Annotated in this window: 18 protein-coding genes; 12 read left to right on the top strand and 6 right to left on the bottom strand. The window is 39.7% G+C overall.

The window, feature by feature from the left end; translation table 11 throughout:
- Positions 1-88 precede the first annotated feature (88 nt).
- The 5 genes from HWV02_RS02660 (at position 89) to HWV02_RS02640 (ending at position 3,044) form a co-directional block, all read left to right on the top strand.
- On the top strand, positions 89-1,144 hold the full coding sequence (locus HWV02_RS02660) for a DUF3549 family protein (RefSeq protein WP_211678341.1): 1,056 nt from the start codon (positions 89-91) through the stop codon (positions 1,142-1,144).
- A 51-nt stretch (positions 1,145-1,195) separates the two neighbouring features.
- On the top strand, positions 1,196-1,492 hold the full coding sequence (locus HWV02_RS02655; protein WP_211678340.1) for a DUF3301 domain-containing protein: 297 nt from the start codon (positions 1,196-1,198) through the stop codon (positions 1,490-1,492).
- Positions 1,493-1,556: 64 nt separating this feature from the next.
- On the top strand, positions 1,557-1,784 hold the full coding sequence (locus HWV02_RS02650) for a DUF2789 domain-containing protein (RefSeq protein ID WP_211675630.1): 228 nt from the start codon (positions 1,557-1,559) through the stop codon (positions 1,782-1,784).
- A gap of 73 nt (positions 1,785-1,857) precedes the next feature.
- Positions 1,858-2,187, top strand: coding sequence for a DNA-binding protein (locus HWV02_RS02645; RefSeq protein WP_211689627.1), 330 nt, complete (start codon positions 1,858-1,860; stop codon positions 2,185-2,187).
- An 89-nt stretch (positions 2,188-2,276) separates the two neighbouring features.
- Positions 2,277-3,044, top strand: coding sequence for a Zn-ribbon-containing protein (locus HWV02_RS02640; RefSeq protein WP_211673964.1), 768 nt, complete (start codon positions 2,277-2,279; stop codon positions 3,042-3,044).
- A gap of 77 nt (positions 3,045-3,121) precedes the next feature.
- On the opposite strand, the gene syd is transcribed toward HWV02_RS02640, so the two are convergent.
- A complete protein-coding gene (gene syd, locus HWV02_RS02635) occupies positions 3,122-3,691 on the bottom strand; it encodes a SecY-interacting protein (RefSeq protein ID WP_211678338.1) in 570 nt (189 codons plus the stop codon).
- Positions 3,692-3,854: 163 nt separating this feature from the next.
- Between syd and queF the strand changes: the two genes are divergently transcribed.
- The 7 genes from queF to HWV02_RS02600 all read left to right on the top strand — a co-directional run bounded on the left by queF (position 3,855) and on the right by HWV02_RS02600 (position 12,973).
- Complete coding sequence (gene queF / locus HWV02_RS02630) at positions 3,855-4,709, top strand: NADPH-dependent 7-cyano-7-deazaguanine reductase QueF (protein ID WP_255547025.1); 855 nt, start codon at positions 3,855-3,857, stop codon at positions 4,707-4,709.
- Positions 4,710-4,872: 163 nt separating this feature from the next.
- Positions 4,873-7,155, top strand: a complete 2,283-nt coding sequence (locus HWV02_RS02625) for a lipopolysaccharide assembly protein LapB (protein ID WP_255550585.1) — start codon at positions 4,873-4,875, stop codon at positions 7,153-7,155.
- A 90-nt stretch (positions 7,156-7,245) separates the two neighbouring features.
- On the top strand, positions 7,246-8,766 hold the full coding sequence (locus tag HWV02_RS02620; RefSeq protein ID WP_211689625.1) for a diguanylate cyclase: 1,521 nt from the start codon (positions 7,246-7,248) through the stop codon (positions 8,764-8,766).
- A gap of 98 nt (positions 8,767-8,864) precedes the next feature.
- Complete coding sequence (gene ppnN / locus HWV02_RS02615; protein ID WP_211678336.1) at positions 8,865-10,226, top strand: nucleotide 5'-monophosphate nucleosidase PpnN; 1,362 nt, start codon at positions 8,865-8,867, stop codon at positions 10,224-10,226.
- A gap of 18 nt (positions 10,227-10,244) precedes the next feature.
- Positions 10,245-11,024, top strand: coding sequence for a flap endonuclease Xni (xni, locus tag HWV02_RS02610; protein ID WP_211678335.1), 780 nt, complete (start codon positions 10,245-10,247; stop codon positions 11,022-11,024).
- Positions 11,025-11,254: 230 nt separating this feature from the next.
- The gene (locus HWV02_RS02605) at positions 11,255-12,262 is read left to right on the top strand and encodes an isocitrate dehydrogenase (RefSeq protein ID WP_211678334.1); all 1,008 of its coding nucleotides are present in this window, start codon (positions 11,255-11,257) and stop codon (positions 12,260-12,262) included.
- A gap of 207 nt (positions 12,263-12,469) precedes the next feature.
- A complete protein-coding gene (locus HWV02_RS02600; RefSeq protein ID WP_211678333.1) occupies positions 12,470-12,973 on the top strand; it encodes a hypothetical protein in 504 nt (167 codons plus the stop codon).
- Positions 12,974-13,071: 98 nt separating this feature from the next.
- Here HWV02_RS02600 and rlmM read toward each other — a convergent pair whose 3' ends face one another.
- The 5 genes from rlmM to HWV02_RS02575 form a co-directional block, all read right to left on the bottom strand.
- Positions 13,072-14,208, bottom strand: a complete 1,137-nt coding sequence (gene rlmM, locus HWV02_RS02595) for a 23S rRNA (cytidine(2498)-2'-O)-methyltransferase RlmM (RefSeq protein WP_211678332.1) — start codon at positions 14,206-14,208, stop codon at positions 13,072-13,074.
- 199 nt (positions 14,209-14,407) lie between these two features.
- Complete coding sequence (locus tag HWV02_RS02590) at positions 14,408-15,316, bottom strand: transcriptional regulator GcvA (protein WP_211678331.1); 909 nt, start codon at positions 15,314-15,316, stop codon at positions 14,408-14,410.
- Between the two features lie 317 nt (positions 15,317-15,633).
- On the bottom strand, positions 15,634-16,488 hold the full coding sequence (gene kdsA / locus HWV02_RS02585; protein WP_211673954.1) for a 3-deoxy-8-phosphooctulonate synthase: 855 nt from the start codon (positions 16,486-16,488) through the stop codon (positions 15,634-15,636).
- A gap of 39 nt (positions 16,489-16,527) precedes the next feature.
- A complete protein-coding gene (locus tag HWV02_RS02580) occupies positions 16,528-17,436 on the bottom strand; it encodes a SirB1 family protein (RefSeq protein ID WP_255547023.1) in 909 nt (302 codons plus the stop codon).
- Positions 17,436-17,810, bottom strand: a complete 375-nt coding sequence (locus HWV02_RS02575; RefSeq protein WP_211678330.1) for a SirB2 family protein — start codon at positions 17,808-17,810, stop codon at positions 17,436-17,438. The genes HWV02_RS02580 and HWV02_RS02575 overlap by 1 nt, the downstream gene beginning before the upstream one ends.

Genomic DNA, 17,810 nt, shown 5'->3' with positions numbered 1-17,810 from the left:
GCGCATCGTAATCCAATTCGCATCTTGATAAGGTTTGCGTATAATACTCCGATACTTAAGCTCCACTTTTAACTTGGACATATTGAACATGGCAAATATGCATACCCTCAACACGCTATCCGAATTTCTGTTACAAGCAAAGACTCAGTTCCGCGTGTATGACATGGGTCGTAAGATCAGCAAAATTTCTACCGACGACTTTATGCAATTTGAATCCGCACAGCAAGCTTACCCGGCACCACTACAACGCCATGCTCAATTTGCTATTACCTTCTGGAACAAAAATGAGAATAATCAGCACTATATCTGGTTTCTTAAGTTCCCACTTGATGAGCAAGGTCTACTTATCCAAGGTACACGTAACTCCTTCCTCAACATGGTTGTTGACTCGCTTGGTCTGATGTTAGAAAAAAAACCCAGTGAAGAAGAACAAGAACACCTAGCCACCAACCCATACGTATTCAAACCAAGCACAGATAAAGTGGCTATGTTAAACGCGGTCATCAACCGTGATTTTATTCGCCCAGAAAGTAAATACTACCCAGCTGCGCACAACTATTTTGCCAATAAACTTGGTTTTGACCAATGGCAAGATGTCGGTGTACAAGGTATTTGTGATATCGCCACACGTTTAAACCGCGATAATAATGCTGAGCACCTTGCTGCTGCATTACCAAAACTGCCAACTGAACCTTTATATTCACTTTGTCTGGCGCTTGAGCATGAAGCTTTGCCAACAGTATTAAGTGAAGCCTTAGCTAAATTAATAAACCAAGAAGTAGCACAAGAGAAACCAGACGATGTACGCTTATCAATGCTGATACGTGCATTATCAAGCGCTCCAGCACAAGGCCTACGTACCGCACTCTACCCTGCGCTATTTAAACATAACGATATTAGCCAAACGATTGTCGCGTTAGCGGGTCGTTGCTGGCACGATTTTAATGACGACGCACAGCTATTGGCGTTCTTTGAAGCCGCGGTAAAACAGCAACAAGGCGAAGAACTGTTTATCTACCTATTCTCTGATTTAGTTGCAATACCAAGTCTACGTAATAAAGTATTAGCCATGCTGCGTAATCCTGAGCGCAGTAATACGCTTGGTAGTGCTATCGGATTGCTGTTTCGTCAAAAACGCAGCTAATAATTAGCGTAATACCAAATAAGACAGTCGTCATTACGGAGTAGATTGAATATGGGAAGTTTGTTAGCCATTGTTGTTGGGTTTATCGGGGTAGTGATCTTTATACACCTGCGTAAACAAGCAGAGTTAGCCAATGCATTGATTAAACAGTATTGTGAGCAGCAACAATTACAGTGGCTAGCAACAGCACAAGCGGGGATTTCCTGGTTTCCACATAAAGGAAGCTTATTCCGTTATAAGTTTAATTTTGACTTTAGCAGCAACGGCGAAAACGCGTATCAAGGAACATTGATCATGGCTGGGCCAAGGGTTTTACACTTTGTCGTCCCCCCTTATGCAATAGATTAACCGTGATAAACTAACGCTGTTGCTCATCTCTGGCTATACTGAAAAAAAACACAGGAGCCAGATGATGTTTTTAGCCACGCAAACCTTAGAAATGCTATTTGCGCAACTCGGATTAGAAAATGATGAGTTGAGCATGAAACGCTTTATTCATCAGCATAAATTACAATCCGGTGTATTATTATTTGAAGCGCCATTTTGGAACGATTCGCAAGCGATGTTTCTCAAAGAAGCCATTTACGAAGATGCCGACTGGGCTGAAGTGATTGATCATCTTGATGCTATGCTGCGTTGATAATCAAACCTAGAGGTCTCATTTGCCATTGTTACGCTAATCACACAATCAGAGATACGGAAGAAGGAATACCATGAGCCTACAACACATTGTCGATGCCGCAAACCAGCTTGCTCTCGAAGGAAAGAAGCCCTCAATGGCACTGATTAAATCACGACTCACACAACCAGCAAACATGCGCGATATTATTGAGACTCTAAAAACATGGCGCTTTGATCCGAATGCAGTCGTCCCACCAAAAAGTACGCCTGCATCTACGAGTATAGATGTAGCAGATCCAACCGCTGCGCTGATTGCAACCGCGATCGCATCGGTACGCGAAGAGATTACACCACTACGCCAGGAAGTGAGCGAACTAAAAGCTGAAATAGCCGCACTGAAAAAAGCGCTATTAACGCAATAACGCCATTACACCATTACACCTGCCACACGCTACTGACTATTGTTATTTATAAATAACACAATACCAGTAGCCGTCATTGAGAGAATACCTTGTTTACTGCAGAACTCACTTTTGAATGTTACCAAGACACCACTATTGATGCTGTCGATAGTGCGATTACCCAACTTATTGACGCCTTACGCTACAACGGCCAAATACTTGGTCGAGAATTTCCAACCAGTATGGATGACGGCCTCTTTACCACCCGTGTCGTCTGTCCTGAAGAAGAAAGCCTACACCCAAGACATCATTCCAGCATTGTTGAAAGACGCTTACAAGCCTTAAGTGAGGCGGGTTTACTCGCGCCTAAGATCCGTCTGACAGGCATGGATTTACATTCAGATAATACTGATCCTTGTCAGCAACCTGAATGGCAAGTGTTATATACCCATTATCTCAGTACTTGCTCACCTTTACGTTGCGGAGAACATCTCGCCCCTATCCCACTATATAAGTTACCAACACCAGCGATAGGTGATCACCAAGCGTTGTTACGTTGGCAAGTCGATTGGAGTTCAACAGATGAACTGCAAATGCACGGCACCACATTAAAACAAGCCTGTAGTGAAACCTTGACGGATATGAAGAGCCCGTTAAATAATGCTGGATGGCAACTCGCTAAAGATATTGAGCAACAAACGAATATCCCAACCTATTATTATCTTTATCATTTAGCGGATGCAGCAGAACAAGAAGATCAAGCACAAACGCGTCCTTGCCCAAGCTGTGGCGGTGAATGGCAATTGGAAGTTCCATTACACGGTATCTTTGATTTTAAATGTGAGCCTTGCCGTTTATTATCCAATTTACCTTGGTAGCAGCTAACAAAACATAAGATTGCCAAGAAACAGCGCGAGTTAATACTTGCGCTGTTTAATAAAAATGAAACAGCGGTTTACTGTTCGAGTAAGACAGGTGTTAATTGACCAATAAACGTCGCTAGGTCTGGCGCTAATACTTCAGAAATGCCTTTCCCCAGCACTTCACGCACGACTTCACCACTGACGTTATCTAGTGCAATGATCTGCATGTCATCCGCGCAACTAGCAATAAACAGCGTCGGCGGCTGTTTTAGGGTTTTCTTCATCATTAAATGCGCGATCGTATTTTCTTGTAAACGCTCAAAGTCATCGGTACTCCATACTTGTACCAATTCAATGATCTCATCATTAAAACGTGCAGGCATATGGTCACTGAAATAAGCGCCAAAAAAATCGGCGATCTGCGAGTCAAGCTCGATACTTAACGCCGACTCAATATTACTAAATGATGTTATCTCATCACGTTTTACTGGCAACCAAGCTTTATTACCCGCAAGCAATTGAGGATTATTTGAATCCGCAATAAAGCACGGAGAATCCCACTCTGGATCAAACGCCTGTTGTGGTAAATAATCTTGTGTTTGCCAAAGTTGTTCACAGCGCGCATAAAAAGCAATCAATGCATCGGTTACAGCTGCAGTCATTATATTCCCCATAAAAATGATTAAATCTGCTATAGCATATCACTACGCAGTAAAATTTATTACAATCTCGCCACTGATAAGTAAATTAACTATACCCAAACTACCTGAATATGCACCTTGAGGGAGCTTGGCTATATTACGCGCTAACCGATGAGAATAAACCATGACAATTATAAACCGTTACCAAGATTCAACTGCACTGGATAAATTAAACCTAGGGCAAAAAACGGAATACATATCTCAATACCAACCTAGCTTGTTGCAACCAGTGCCAAGACAATTAAATCGCGATGATCTTGCATTATCCGATCAATTGCCTTTCACGGGTTGCGACTTATGGAATTTATATGAGCTGTCTTGGTTAAATAGCAAAGGTAAGCCAATCGTAGCGGTTGCAGAAGTTAAAGTTTGTGCTACATCAGTAAACTTAATCGAATCAAAATCATTCAAACTCTACTTAAACAGCTTTAACCAAACCCGTTTTAGCTCTACAGCAGAAGTAACCGAAACACTACAACGCGACTTAGGAGCCTGTGCACAAGGCCCTATTGAAGTGGTTATGTTTGATGATTTAGATAAAGCGCCAAGTCAAATCACACAAATAACAGGTACATGTATTGATCATCTGGACATTGATGTTGATGATTATGAATTTAATGCCGACTTACTCAACGCCGCAGCAGACAACAATGGTGTTGTTAACGAAGTTGTTTACAGCCATTTATTAAAATCAAATTGCCTCGTGACCAATCAACCCGATTGGGGCAGTGTTTATATTGCTTATCAAGGAAATAAAATCGACCAGGAAGCTTTATTACGCTATTTAATCTCATTCCGTCAGCATAATGAGTTTCATGAGCAATGCGTAGAACGTATTTTTACGGACATTATGCACTTTTGCAAACCAGAGCAATTAACTGTATATGCACGCTATACCCGCAGAGGTGGGCTGGACATAAACCCATTTAGAACCAATTGTAATGCTAAAATAGATAATATTCGCTTAATCCGCCAATAACATGCCCGAGACTGGGTATTTTTTAAATATCCAGTCATTAACAAAGCGAGTAAAATAGTTTAGTATTTGAAGGCTGTAATCAATATTATAAAATCTTCTATCACTATAAGATTACAGCACCAACCTCACTCAGGTGGAGGCCTGAATTAGCAAAGGAAAGCTAATGTTAATAAGGACATGTGATCATAAGAATGTGATAGCTGCCTTTCTATTCGATATCAAACACATGATTTTACGTTTTGTTTATGCTCTTGTATTTTTTCTCTTTAGCACTACTGCAGCTGCCAGTTTATTTGATCAGCTGATCTTACCGAATGAACTCAAGCGCAGTCAGTCTGTGCAATACAGCCAACCTTATCAATGTATTCAAATTATTGATGAATTTTTGCAAACACAAAAACAAGACATCATTACTGAAGTCTCTCGTATGAGTAAAATCAGAGAAAAATCGGTAACGCCTTCAGATCTTGCGCTCATCAAACAACAAAAAGCGCTCTGCTATTTCTATGCAAATAATATCGATCAAGCCGTTGTTACGCTCGATAAAATGCTCGCTGAAAAATCGAATTCCGTACCACTGCATTTAAAACAACAAAGTTTATTAATCAAAAGCCACATTCTAGCACAATCTAATACGCTCGCTAATTTCCAACTTGCACAAGAAACTATTAACAAAGTCATCGATAGCATGAATGACAATACTTATAATCCGACTGCTAATGGCTCTTTTGCACTCAAGATTATTTCCGGTGAGATTGCGTTAAAACTCAATAATTACGAAGAATCAATGCAACTATTTCGCGAAGCTGAACAATATGGCGTCCAAACCCCACTCACGAACAATGCGGCTTGGGCAGCTTACGCAATTGGGTATAATTACCAACAGCAAAATAAATTAACCTTAGCGATTAATTTTTATAACAAAGCCCAACAAAAACTACTTGATAACCAAGATACCCTCAATGGCCTGCTAACTAAAAAAATGAGCCAAGCCTATATCGCCCAAGACAACTTTAAATTAGCGATCAGCTTTGCCAATCAATCTGCCCAGTACTATCAAAATCTGGGCAACAAATTACAACTCTCCGATTCTTTATTAGCACTTGCCAGTATGCATCGTAAAATTAAAGAATATAACTTATCGCTCGTTTATTATTTTAACGCTCTCGATTTACTGAAGGTGTATGATAAGAAAGACAAATTAAACGCAGTCTATTTCGAAGTGGGTAAAACTTACTTACAAATGGGCAACTATAGTTTAGCCGAGCAATATTTATCGAATGCAGAGCAGTTGTTTCACAGTAATGGTCAAACAGCTTTATTACTTGAATCACTCGTACATCTCGCTAATTTAGCGATTCAACAACAACATTACGACACCGCATTAATACGTTTAAATAAAGCATTATCGATCGCCGGTAAACTAAACAATAGTAAACAATTTGAAACCGTCTATCTGTATCTTGCGACAGCCTATGAAGAAACAGATCAATACGAGAAGGCACTCGATAGCTATAAGCAATTTATACGTTATAACAAGCTCTCTCATTTTGAAGCAAAAAAAGCATTTCCCGTATCGAATCAGCACAAAGAAAATAATGAAATAAAATCGCAAAAGATAAACCAATTACAAGCACAAGTACTCAAGCTAAGACAATCAAAACATAACTTGGTTATTAATGTTTTCTTACTTGCTTCAATTATGCTAATTATTCTTTATTTGTACTACATCAATACGCAAAAAATGAAATTACAAAAACAAGATGTTGAGCAGTTAGAGAATAACTACAATATTCATTCAAATACAGGCTTGAATAACATCCACAGTCTGAATCAATATATTCCGACACCACTGCAAGAAGCACGATTTTATTCTGATTGGGAATATTCAGATAAGCAAAACAGTGTGCATAGCTGCGCAATCATTAGTCTCGATTTTTTACTGCCTTTACGTCAAAAATTCAGCCTTTCACTCGTAAATAAAATAGAAACGGAATTAGGCACATATTTAAAACATCAACTACATGATTCAGAACGCTTATTTCAGTTGAACGACACGCAATTATTGTTAGTTAAGAAAGTAAACAAAAATTACGATCCTGCCATTATTGCCGACCGAATCTTAGACTGGTTCGAGCAATTTGATTGCCAGCTTAATTTTGACAAAGATATTTCGATTGGAATGGTTTCTCACCCCTTCTTATTTAAATACCCAACGGCAATAGACAGTAAAAAACTGTTAAATATTGCTACCTTAGCTTTATCAGGAGCAATCCAGTTAAGTCGCAAACATAAGCGAAATAGTTGGGTTAAATTAAGTGCCCTGACCTATACACAGCCGGCATTCTTCCATGGGGATATCTGGAATCGCTCAAAACAAGCCATTGAAAAAGGCTTAGTAAAAGTCACCTCATCAACAGACAAAAATGATATTAATTGGCTGTAAGCTTACATTTTAACACCAAACTATTTTATAGATGTATATATAGTGGTAAGCTAATCTTCATCTTTGATTTAACTTATGTGAAAAGTATTCATGCAGACATCACAAGATTCGCACTCAGCAACACAGCAAAGTGATGCCAGCGGGTACGCAAAAATTAACACTGCCATGTTATTAGCATTTATTAATCGTTTACTGGGTGCCACGCGAGGTATCGATACCGAGCTAAACATTGAAGTAAGTAAGCTAAAATCAATTCTTGAACGCAGTGCGTCTGACAATGATCTTATCACTCAAATCAAACAGGTTGAGCGTCAAGTGATGCTACAACCGCATATCTTATCCGATACCTTAAAAATTGGTGATAGCGCTACAATTCAAGCCACTAAATCATTGATTAATTTGTTACAGGACGATCCAAAACTCACCGCCGAGTTGCAATTACTATTAGCAGAACCCAAAGTTACCGCTGTGGCGGCATTGCAAACGAAAGTGCAATCACTTTTCTGCATTTACCACAGTGCAATCAAAAACTTACAAATGCATCGTAGTAATAATGGCGGTGTAACGGCAACCGCGCACAAAAAAATATGTGACGATTTGCAACGCTTAATCAATGAACTTGATTTTGCCGGTGGGTTTGGCTCAAATCTTCAAAAAATCCGTCAACGTTTATTGCAAGGTGTCGAGAGCCATGAACTCGTTGATATCTGTTTGCAGATCATCAATAATATTATCGAAGGCGCACGTGAAGAACGCTTAGCATCGAAGACGTTTTTACATGCGATTGTCGAAGAACTCAATAATATCGCTTATAAGTTTGATAACTCATTCATTGATAGTAGTAAAATAAGTAAAAAACAGATGAGTTTGTTGGAAAACCTCAAAGAGCGAATTGATATTTTAGACTTAGATATCAGTACCTGTGAAAACTTAGAAGAAACGAAGTTACACGTGCAACAAGGGCTTGAGATCATCTCAAGTAGTATTCAACAACAAGAACAATTACTACAAGAAAAAGTCCGATTAGAACAACAAATAAAAGCAGTTCAGGATCAACTCGAGCAACTCAAAAAAGAAACATTACTGCATACACAACGCCTAGAAGCACAACAGCATAAGCTATACCTTGACTCTTTAACGCAAGTATACAATCGCACTGCATTAGACGAACGCTTTAAACTTGAGTTTAAACGTTGGCTGCGTTATCAAACCAACACCACAATCGCGATTATCGACATCGATCACTTTAAAAATATCAATGATACCTTTGGTCATATTGCGGGAGACAAAGCCCTTAAAATAGTCGCTAGAGCCTTACAAAAATCGATTAAGAGTAAAGATTTTATCGCCCGTTTTGGTGGTGAAGAATTTGTCGTATTACTTGCCGACTTAGAACCACATGAAATACAAGCAATTTTAGATAACCTGCGCAAGACAATTAAAAATATACCATTTAGATTTAAAGGCGAACAAATCTCAATAACAATCTCAATTGGTGCAACTCAATTTGCACCAGAAGACAATGAAACCGTTGAGCCTTTCGAGCGAGCGGATAAAGCCTTGTATCAAGCAAAAAGCTCAGGACGAGATAAAGTTATCATTAGCAACTAAACTTAATGAGACCTGCGGTAATAAGTACGTCCATATTCATTTTTTATCAATCGGTTATACGTGCTTAATGCCAGCTTATCTGACATGGAGTTTAGCTTATGATCACGCACATTAAACCCGTTGGCAGTATGGACTTGCTTTCACAGCTTGAAGTCGACCGACTACAACAAACAGCCACCAGTGATTTATATTTATTATTCCGAAATTGTTCACTAGCCGTATTAAACTCAGGCTCTCGTACTGATTCCAGTAGTGAAATTTTGAAAGCATTCCGCAGCTTTGATATCAGTGTTGGACAACGTGAACGCGGCGTAAAGCTCGAACTGCATAACGCCCCAGAACAAGCGTTTGTCGATGGTGAGATTATTCGAGGTATTCAAGAACACCTATTTTCAGTATTACGCGATATTCTTTATGTTAATAGTTATATAGAGCAAGAACCCGTCCCCAAAAAAGAATTATCTTCATTTTTAACTAACCAAGTATTCTCCATTTTACGTAATGCGCGCGTGATAAAATCAGATTCAGATCCTAACATGGTCGTTTGCTGGGGAGGGCACTCCATCCGCTCACCGGAATACGAATATGCTAAAGCCGTTGGTCATGAATTAGGCTTACGCGAGATAAACATTTGCACGGGTTGCGGACCTGGCGCAATGGAAGGTCCAATGAAAGGGGCAACAGTTGGCCATGCGAAGCAGCGCGTAAAACAACGCCGCTATCTTGGTTTAACCGAACCCAGTATTATCGCCGCCGAACCACCTAACCCCATCGTTAATGAACTCGTCATTTTACCGGACATTGAAAAACGTTTAGAAGCCTTTGTACGCCTGTCTCACGGTATTATTATTTTCCCCGGCGGTGCAGGTACCGCCGAAGAACTGTTATATTTACTGGGTATCATGATGCACCCAGAAAATAAACGACAGCCGTTGCCGATTGTACTTACCGGGCCTAAGGAAAGCGAAGACTACTTTACCACCATTGATGAATTTGTCGGTTTAACCCTTGGCTTTGAAGCGCAAAAATACTATCAGATTATTATTGATGATGCCGCAAGTGCAGCACAAATAATGAAACAAGCCTTGCATAAAACCTATGAATATCGCCGTGCCATTGGTGATGCTTATTCATATAACTGGAGCTTAAAAATAGAATTAGATTTTCAAATGCCATTTATCCCAAGCCACCAGCATATGGCGGCATTAAATCTCAACCTTGATCAAGCCCCTGAAGTATTAGCAATGAACCTGCGAAAAGCCTTTTCCGGTATCGTCGCGGGTAATGTTAAAGACTCAGGGATCAAATCAATTGAAAAAAATGGTCCATTTAAATTGCAAGGCGACCCCAAATTAATGCAATTAATGGACAATTTATTAAAAAACTTCATAAAACAGAATAGAATGAAGCTTCCAGGTAGTAAGTATGAACCTTGCTATGAAATAATAAAGACCAATTAACTTTGATGAAATACGGATATGGCCCAAAATCACTTATTAATTATCGATGCGTTAAACCTGATCCGTCGAGTTCATGCAGTACAACTAAATCAAAGTAATGATCCGGTTGCGCAAATAAGCGCAACGCGCGAAACCATTAAGCAAGCAGTTCGAAAGTTATTAGCGATCACGGCTCCGACGCATGTCGTCGCGGTCTTTGATGCTGAGCAAACAGGCTGGCGCCATGAGGTCTACCCCGATTACAAAGCGAATCGTAAACCAATGCCTGAAAGCTTGCAGCAAGCACTCAATTTAATCCAAGATGACCTATGGGATTTGAACGTAGACTCTTTATTAACAGAACAAGATGAAGCGGATGACCTGATTGCAACACTCGCTATCAAAATGTCAGCGCAACAGCAACAAGTCACCATTATTTCGACCGATAAGGGTTACTGCCAACTGTTAAACCCTTACATTCAAATTCGTGATTACTTTAACAAACGCTGGTTAGACCAAAACTTTATTGACGATAAATTTGGTGTGCAGCCACAGCAGCTTGTCGACTACTGGGCCTTAACAGGGATCAGTGGTAGTCATCTCGCTGGCGTTGCAGGAATTGGACCTAAAACAGCCACCCAGTTATTAACACAGCATGTTACTTTAGACGCGATTTATGCCAGTGAAGAGCTAAAACCCAAACTTCGCGAAAAACTTGATACACATAAAGAAATGGCTTATATCACCCAGCAGCTAGCGCAGCTCAAAATTGATATTCCATTAGGGTTTAATTTAAAAGATTTACGGTATCAGCCTTAATCATAAAAATGACGCTTAGAGTAACAAGTCGAGTATTCGCACTAAGCGTTAATAGTACAAAAAAAGTGAAACTCTAGATCTACGTCTAACAAATGGCATTCCTACAAAGTTAAACGCTTTATTTACTAAAATAACAGCAGTAACTACATTAACAATCAAGTAATACTTTGTTACCATACGGCAACAAAACATTTTCATTTGAAAGTACGCTAATTAAATAAGGAATATGTATGACACAAAGAAGAATTACAGTGATCCCGGGTGATGGCATTGGTCCGGATATTATTGAGTCTGCAATTCAAATTTTAGATAAGGCTGGCTGTAATTTCGCATATGACTTTGCTGATGCTGGTCTTGCTGCACTACAAACTTCAAGTGAACTGCTGCCAAAAGCAACATTAGATTTAATTGAACAGAACAAGATAGCATTAAAAGGTCCGTTAACAACACCTGTTGGCGCAGGCTTTACGTCAATCAATGTATCATTGCGTAAGCATTTTAATTTATACGCTAACTTGCGCCCAGTAGTCTCTTTTAAAGGTACACGTAGTCGCTACGAAAATATCGATATTATTACTGTGCGTGAAAATACGGAAGGTATGTACTCTGGCGCTGGCCAAATGATTGCCGATGATGGTAGCGAAGCTGAAGCGAAAAGTATCATCACACGTGCCGGTGCAGAACGTATTTGTGTGGCCGCATATGAACTAGCAAAATCAGAAAACCGTAAAAAAGTAACGGCTATCCATAAAGCCAATATTTTGAAAACAACATCAGGTCTATTTCTAGAAGTAGCACGTGAAGTAGCCAAACGTTACCCTGAAATCGAATCAGAAGAAATGATCGTTGATGCAGCATGCATGAACCTAGTTATGTACCCTGAACGTTTCGATGTGATCGTGACTACGAACTTATTTGGTGATATTTTATCTGACTTATGTGCAGGTCTCGTTGGTGGTCTTGGTATGGCTCCGGGCGCAAATATCGGTGAAGATATCGCTATTTTCGAAGCTGTTCACGGTAGTGCACCTGACATTGCAGGTAAAAACCTAGCAAACCCGACATCCGTAATACTTGCCTCTATCCAGATGCTAGAACATCTAGAAATGAAAACAGAAGCAGATAATATTCGTAACGCAGTACGCGATGTCATTGAGTCTGGTGATAGAACAACGCGTGATCTGGGTGGTACGCATGGTACGACAGACTTTACCCAAGCAATTTTAGAGCGTTTATAAGCACCATTATTAAATACAATTAGTTAGCTATACTCAAACTAATTAATTGATTCAGTTGCTTAGCATCACAGATGTTAAGTAACTGATAACCTCTTACACCTCCGCATATAGCGCTCTATACACGCTTCAGAGAGTAATTAAACCCACAACTAGTAATTTGTCGATACCAAGCTATAGTTAAGGTCTCATCAGCAGCTTTGGTGATATATGGCATATAATAACCTTTTGATCATATTCTCAATAAGTTTATTCAGCGAGATCGCTCTTGCGACAGAAGATCAGTTAAGATCCTATATACCAGAGCGGCATTTTTCTAACCGCTATAGTCAAACCGAATTAATGGCAACAGCAGCCCTGAGCCCAAAATTTGAGATTAAACAGTCGCTGTTTGTTATCAAACAAAGCAAAAATAAGCGTAAACATACCGCGCGACTACAACTGCTTAATATGTGGATAGATCCCGATATTACTCGCCTCTTTATCCCCAGGCTCAAAGATATTGGCAAGCTAAGCTTACACTTGCATTACAGCTTAAAACGCAGTCCTTATCTATTGTTTGATTACGAGCGCGTCACTATCAAAACAAAAGTTAAATCAAGCGGCATTCTACAGCACGAGGCCTATTATAATATGAATATCGAGGGGGCGATCATTGGGATTAAAGTACGTGGCAAGGATCCACTATTATATTTTAGTTATCGTTTTAAATAACAAAGCCATTAAATAAACCACAGATATGGTATTTAATGGCTTGGAATATAAGAGGACACACTGGATGTATCCCCTCCTTCTTATTTTATTACTCTATACTATTTGTCTTCAGGAATGAAATGTGCCCAAGCAACATGCACAGTCACTTCATCACGATCATGATAAAGGTGCTTAGCTTGAATAACAAAACGATCGTCAAGTTGCTTATCTAAAATAGCTAAACAATCTTCCAATGTATGGTAACGGCGTTTTAATGGCAGTTTAAGGTTAAAGATTGCTTCTTTACACCATGCATTTAATAACCATTTACACATTAGACGAGCAACACGCTCTGGTTTCTCAATCATGTCACATACCAGCATATCAACTGGTGGGTTCTCAGGAACCTTGATCTTATTACCGTTTAATTTACGGTTGGTCCACGCAATCGTCGTTTTAGCAGGCTCATATTTAAAGCCGTCTTCTTCGAAGTGCTTAACTTGACCGGTTTCCATAAGGCTATCCGCCATTGCACCGTTATCAATAGCAACAACAAACATGCTTCGTTGTACTAACTGATACGTCCAACCACCAGGACAAGCACCTAAGTCAACCGCACGCATAGCTCCACCGATACGTTTATCCCACTGATCGGCTGGGATGAATGCATGGAATGCTTCTTCTAGTTTCAATGTCGAGCGACTTGGTGCTTTCGAAGGAAACTTAAGACGCATAATACCCATAGGTAATGGCGAGTTATTAAAGCTATATGAGTAACCAATATAAACACTGGTATTCGTAATGAAAAACACGTGCAGTACTGGACGGTTTTTATTTTCTTTTGGTAATAAGTGATTGCCTTTACGTAACGATTGGCGAAGTGGCACCGTATACTTACGGCAAAATTTAGAGAGCTCTTTACCTTCGTTAGTATCAGGCATTTCAACACGTAGCTCACCCATGGCTTCGATACCGTCACAGGCAGCAACCACAGGGTTTACACGGTCGTAAAGCGGCATATCATCAACACGTGCGTGTAATGCGATCATTTGACGTGCAAAGATCAATGATGAAAGTGGTAATTTTTTCGCTATTGAATCCACATCTTCAGCAGAGTGACATTCAAACACAACATAACCCGAATTCAGCGTTACTTTAGCAAAACCATACGCCTCCATGGCAGTCGCTCGTGCTTGAATTTCAGCGGCACATTCTTTTTCATAACCAGGGCGGCAATATAATAAAATACCATTCATTTTCTAATAACCTCATTTTCGTCATCAACATGGCTGACGATATACACTCAGTATAGATACAATACCAAGATTCAAAATTCATAAAGTATACACAAACCAGTACAGAATACGGGGTATCTTGAACTGGTTTGCATACAAAAGCCGCACAGTCTAAACCCTTGACGATATAACACCAAGGATTTAGTGACTTCGTGATGAATTAATTCTCCACAAACTCTTGCTGTTCTTCCTCTACTAAAGACAGCATCCAATCACGGAATGCCACAATTTTACCAAGTTCATCTTGCTCTTCACGGCAAACAACGTAATACGCGCTTTTACTCACTAAGACATCAGTAAAAGGACGCACAAGACGACCGGCATCAATTTCTGGCTGTGCTAACACACTGTGTCCCAACGCGACGCCTTGACCATGTATTGCCGCTTGTAATACCATCGAAGTATGACTAAAAATAGGCCCTTGATTAACATTAACACCGATAATATTGCCTTGCTTAAACCAAGCTGTCCAATCACGACGAGACGTATCATGCAATAACGTGTGCAGTTTTAAATCATCCGGCGTTCTGAGTGGTTTAACGCCATTCAGTAATAGTGGAGAACACACAGGTACTAAATACTCGGTATGTAATTTCTGCGCATGTAAATCTTTCCACTTTCCTCGACCATAATAAATCGCGACATCCACATCATCAGTCAGTGATCCATCATCCATATCAACCGCTTTAATGCGGACATCAATATCTGGATAGAGTTCTGAAAACAAAGATAAACGCGGTACTAACCACTGAATCGCAAAACTAGGCTGTAAACTAACCGTCAATGAGCCTTTTGCACCTCTAGCTAATAAACGTTCTGTCGCATCAATGAGTGAAGTGAAAGTATCTTTAATATCCAAAAAATAACTTTGCCCTTCTTCCGTTAAAAATAACGCACGGTTTTGGCGACGAAACAATTTAATGCCTAAATACTCCTCTAGCGCTTTAATTTGATGGCTTACAGCCGCTTGCGTCACATAAAGCTCTTCAGATGCACGGGTAAAACTAGAATGTCGAGCTGCGGCTTCGAAAACACGTAGCGAATTTAATGGCGGAAGTCTGCGTGACATAGTGTCGTCCAGTTAGATAAGAAAAACTAATGCGAAACATTATAATTTGTCAATTGTAAGAATACTAGAAAATAACTATAGTGCGCGTATGTATATAGGACATAATACTTATTTTTACTAATTTTCGTTAATTAGTATTATTTATATAAGTTAGTCTTTGTTATGTAATGTTGTGTTTGTTTGCTTAAACTTTTTGGTTTAGGCCTTTAAGTAGAGATTACTTATTTCAAACCTTTGATAATATGCTTAATACACTTGTATTATCAGTCAAAGGTTTTTAGCGCTGTATGATTACAGCGCTTTTTTTATGCCTGAAATTAATCGATATCAATCGCAGTAAAACTCTTTATTAGATCATCAATCGCTTTTGCTTGTGTTAAAAACGCTTCTAACGTAGCAAAAGGCAACGCTGAAGGACCATCACAACGCGCTTGTGCTGGATTCTCATGCGCTTCAATGAAGAGACCCGCAATCCCCGTCGCTAAGCCTGCATAGCTTAATTCAGGTACTTGCTTACGACGACCACCCGACGCAGCACTACCCGCATCACGCTGTTGTGTTGCATGGGTACTGTCTAGAATGATTGGTGTACCCTGAGTAAGCTCTTTCATTACACCAAATGCTAGCGGATCAACGACCAGGTTATCGTAACCATGGCAATGACCACGTTCACATAAAATAACTTGATCATTACCACATTCAGCAAACTTATCAACGATATTGCCCACTTGATGCGGAGACATAAATTGTGGTTTTTTAATATTAATAACAGCGCCCGTAGCCGCCATTGTTTGCACTAAGTCCGTTTGACGTGCAAGAAAAGCAGGGAGTTGGATCACATCAACAACATCAGCCACTGGTTGACACTGTGCTTCAGTATGCACGTCGGTAATGATCGGCACATTAAACTCAGCTTTCACACGTTGAAAGATGTTTAAACCTTTTTCCATGCCTACACCACGGAAAGAATGGATACTAGAGCGGTTGGCTTTATCAAATGACGCTTTAAATACAAAAGGAATACCCAGTTTATCCGTCACTGTTTTATATGCTTCTACAGCGCGTAGAGTCGACAGTTCGTCTTCTAATACATTGATGCCACCAAATAACACAAATGGTAGATCGTTGGCACAAACAATATCATTACCAATTTTTACTATTTTTGCATTCATAATTATTACCTTAAAGGGTCCATTTTATATCAGTTAATTTTAATGAATCGTATCATCAGTCGCAGCAAGTTCATCTATTTGTGCTTTTAAAACTCTTGTGATCGGATCGTCTGGACATTGTTCAATAAAATAAGCAAAATCTTCACTGGCTAATTTTTTACAATCAAGTTGTTGTAACAAAAATCCGCGGTCTCTAATTTCATAAGGTTCATCAGGATCGATCTCTAAAATGAGGTCAATACAGCGTAATGCATACGAGAAATGTTCATCACGAATTAACGCCGCTTTTAATACCTGTAATAAACGCAAGTAATGCATTTCGTTCGTAGCTTCGAATAAATCATCATCAGATAACAGAGCATGATTACCTTCGATACCACGTAACAATACCTGGAGTTTATGACGACTCAATGCCTGTCCATCAGCTGGATTAACATAAATCCCGTCTTGTTTACTACCGAAACGTAGCACAAATTGGCCAGGGAATAAGATCCCAACCACATCCACTTCAAAATGTTCGGCAAAGTACATAAATACAGTGCCTAGTGACAGCGGCACACCATTACGACTGCTAATGACTTTATGTAATAATACACTGTCGAGTTCTAGCCACTTACGCCAATCGCCGGCAAAACCAAGTTGCTGATAAAACAAATACAATAACTGGTCACGTTTCTCAACATCACAGGTAAAGCCTTGCATATCAACTTCGATAAGTTCAATGAGCTCATCCAATTCAATAATCGCCTCTTCGAGTAACGGTTTCTCCGTTATTTCCTCAATGGCTGATAATGTTGCGAGCATGACGTTATCAATCATCAGCACTTCTTCTGCAAGCTCATCATCGTATTCTTCTAGTTGTTCACTATCAATAGCGTGGTTATCTACTGCTATATCTTCTGCCAGTTCTGTTTCTGTCAGCGCTGCATTTGCATCTAATTCCATCATTACCTCAGCAAATATGCTTCGCCATTAACGGCTAACGAGTACACATAAAATAACCAGCCGATACTACCGGCAAACGCAAAACAGCGGAAAAATAGATTCTTACCTTGCTGTAATGACATAAACATCATGAAGGTGATGGCCAGTGTCGACATTAATTTTTCTGTCATGACCGTTTCAACAAACGGGGCACGACCTGAAACCATACACACTAACGCAATCATCATCACAGTGATCATATCTATCACCTTACGTGATTTGATAAAACCTGTATGCTCAAGATACGGTGATTGCTTTACTGTGAAGGCAAAATTTACAAAATACATCAGCACACTTAATAACAGCGTCACGATGTGCAGCGGAATAACAATATCCAT

It is taken from the genome of Moritella sp. 28, assembly GCF_018219435.1.
In the GTDB taxonomy this organism is placed as follows: domain Bacteria; phylum Pseudomonadota; class Gammaproteobacteria; order Enterobacterales; family Moritellaceae; genus Moritella.
The sequence above is the reverse complement of the archived record's forward strand: the minus strand, read 5'-3'. Positions and strand labels throughout refer to the sequence as shown.

Excerpts from the sequence above, each read along its gene's own strand:
- HWV02_RS02580 (WP_255547023.1), bottom strand. The coding sequence starts at position 17,436 with ATGATGGAATTAGATGCAAATGCAGCGCTGACAGAAACAGAACTGGCA.
- HWV02_RS02645 (WP_211689627.1), top strand. The coding sequence starts at position 1,858 with ATGAGCCTACAACACATTGTCGATGCCGCAAACCAGCTTGCTCTCGAA.
- HWV02_RS02625 (WP_255550585.1), top strand. The coding sequence starts at position 4,873 with ATGTTAATAAGGACATGTGATCATAAGAATGTGATAGCTGCCTTTCTA.
- HWV02_RS02660 (WP_211678341.1), top strand. The coding sequence starts at position 89 with ATGGCAAATATGCATACCCTCAACACGCTATCCGAATTTCTGTTACAA.
- HWV02_RS02575 (WP_211678330.1), bottom strand. The coding sequence starts at position 17,810 with ATGGATATTGTTATTCCGCTGCACATCGTGACGCTGTTATTAAGTGTG.
- xni (WP_211678335.1), top strand. The coding sequence starts at position 10,245 with ATGGCCCAAAATCACTTATTAATTATCGATGCGTTAAACCTGATCCGT.
- rlmM (WP_211678332.1), bottom strand. The coding sequence starts at position 14,208 with ATGAATGGTATTTTATTATATTGCCGCCCTGGTTATGAAAAAGAATGT.
- ppnN (WP_211678336.1), top strand. The coding sequence starts at position 8,865 with ATGATCACGCACATTAAACCCGTTGGCAGTATGGACTTGCTTTCACAG.
- HWV02_RS02590 (WP_211678331.1), bottom strand. The coding sequence starts at position 15,316 with ATGTCACGCAGACTTCCGCCATTAAATTCGCTACGTGTTTTCGAAGCC.
- HWV02_RS02605 (WP_211678334.1), top strand. The coding sequence starts at position 11,255 with ATGACACAAAGAAGAATTACAGTGATCCCGGGTGATGGCATTGGTCCG.
- syd (WP_211678338.1), bottom strand. The coding sequence starts at position 3,691 with ATGACTGCAGCTGTAACCGATGCATTGATTGCTTTTTATGCGCGCTGT.
- HWV02_RS02655 (WP_211678340.1), top strand. The coding sequence starts at position 1,196 with ATGGGAAGTTTGTTAGCCATTGTTGTTGGGTTTATCGGGGTAGTGATC.
- HWV02_RS02620 (WP_211689625.1), top strand. The coding sequence starts at position 7,246 with ATGCAGACATCACAAGATTCGCACTCAGCAACACAGCAAAGTGATGCC.
- kdsA (WP_211673954.1), bottom strand. The coding sequence starts at position 16,488 with ATGAATGCAAAAATAGTAAAAATTGGTAATGATATTGTTTGTGCCAAC.
- HWV02_RS02600 (WP_211678333.1), top strand. The coding sequence starts at position 12,470 with ATGGCATATAATAACCTTTTGATCATATTCTCAATAAGTTTATTCAGC.
- queF (WP_255547025.1), top strand. The coding sequence starts at position 3,855 with ATGACAATTATAAACCGTTACCAAGATTCAACTGCACTGGATAAATTA.
- HWV02_RS02650 (WP_211675630.1), top strand. The coding sequence starts at position 1,557 with ATGTTTTTAGCCACGCAAACCTTAGAAATGCTATTTGCGCAACTCGGA.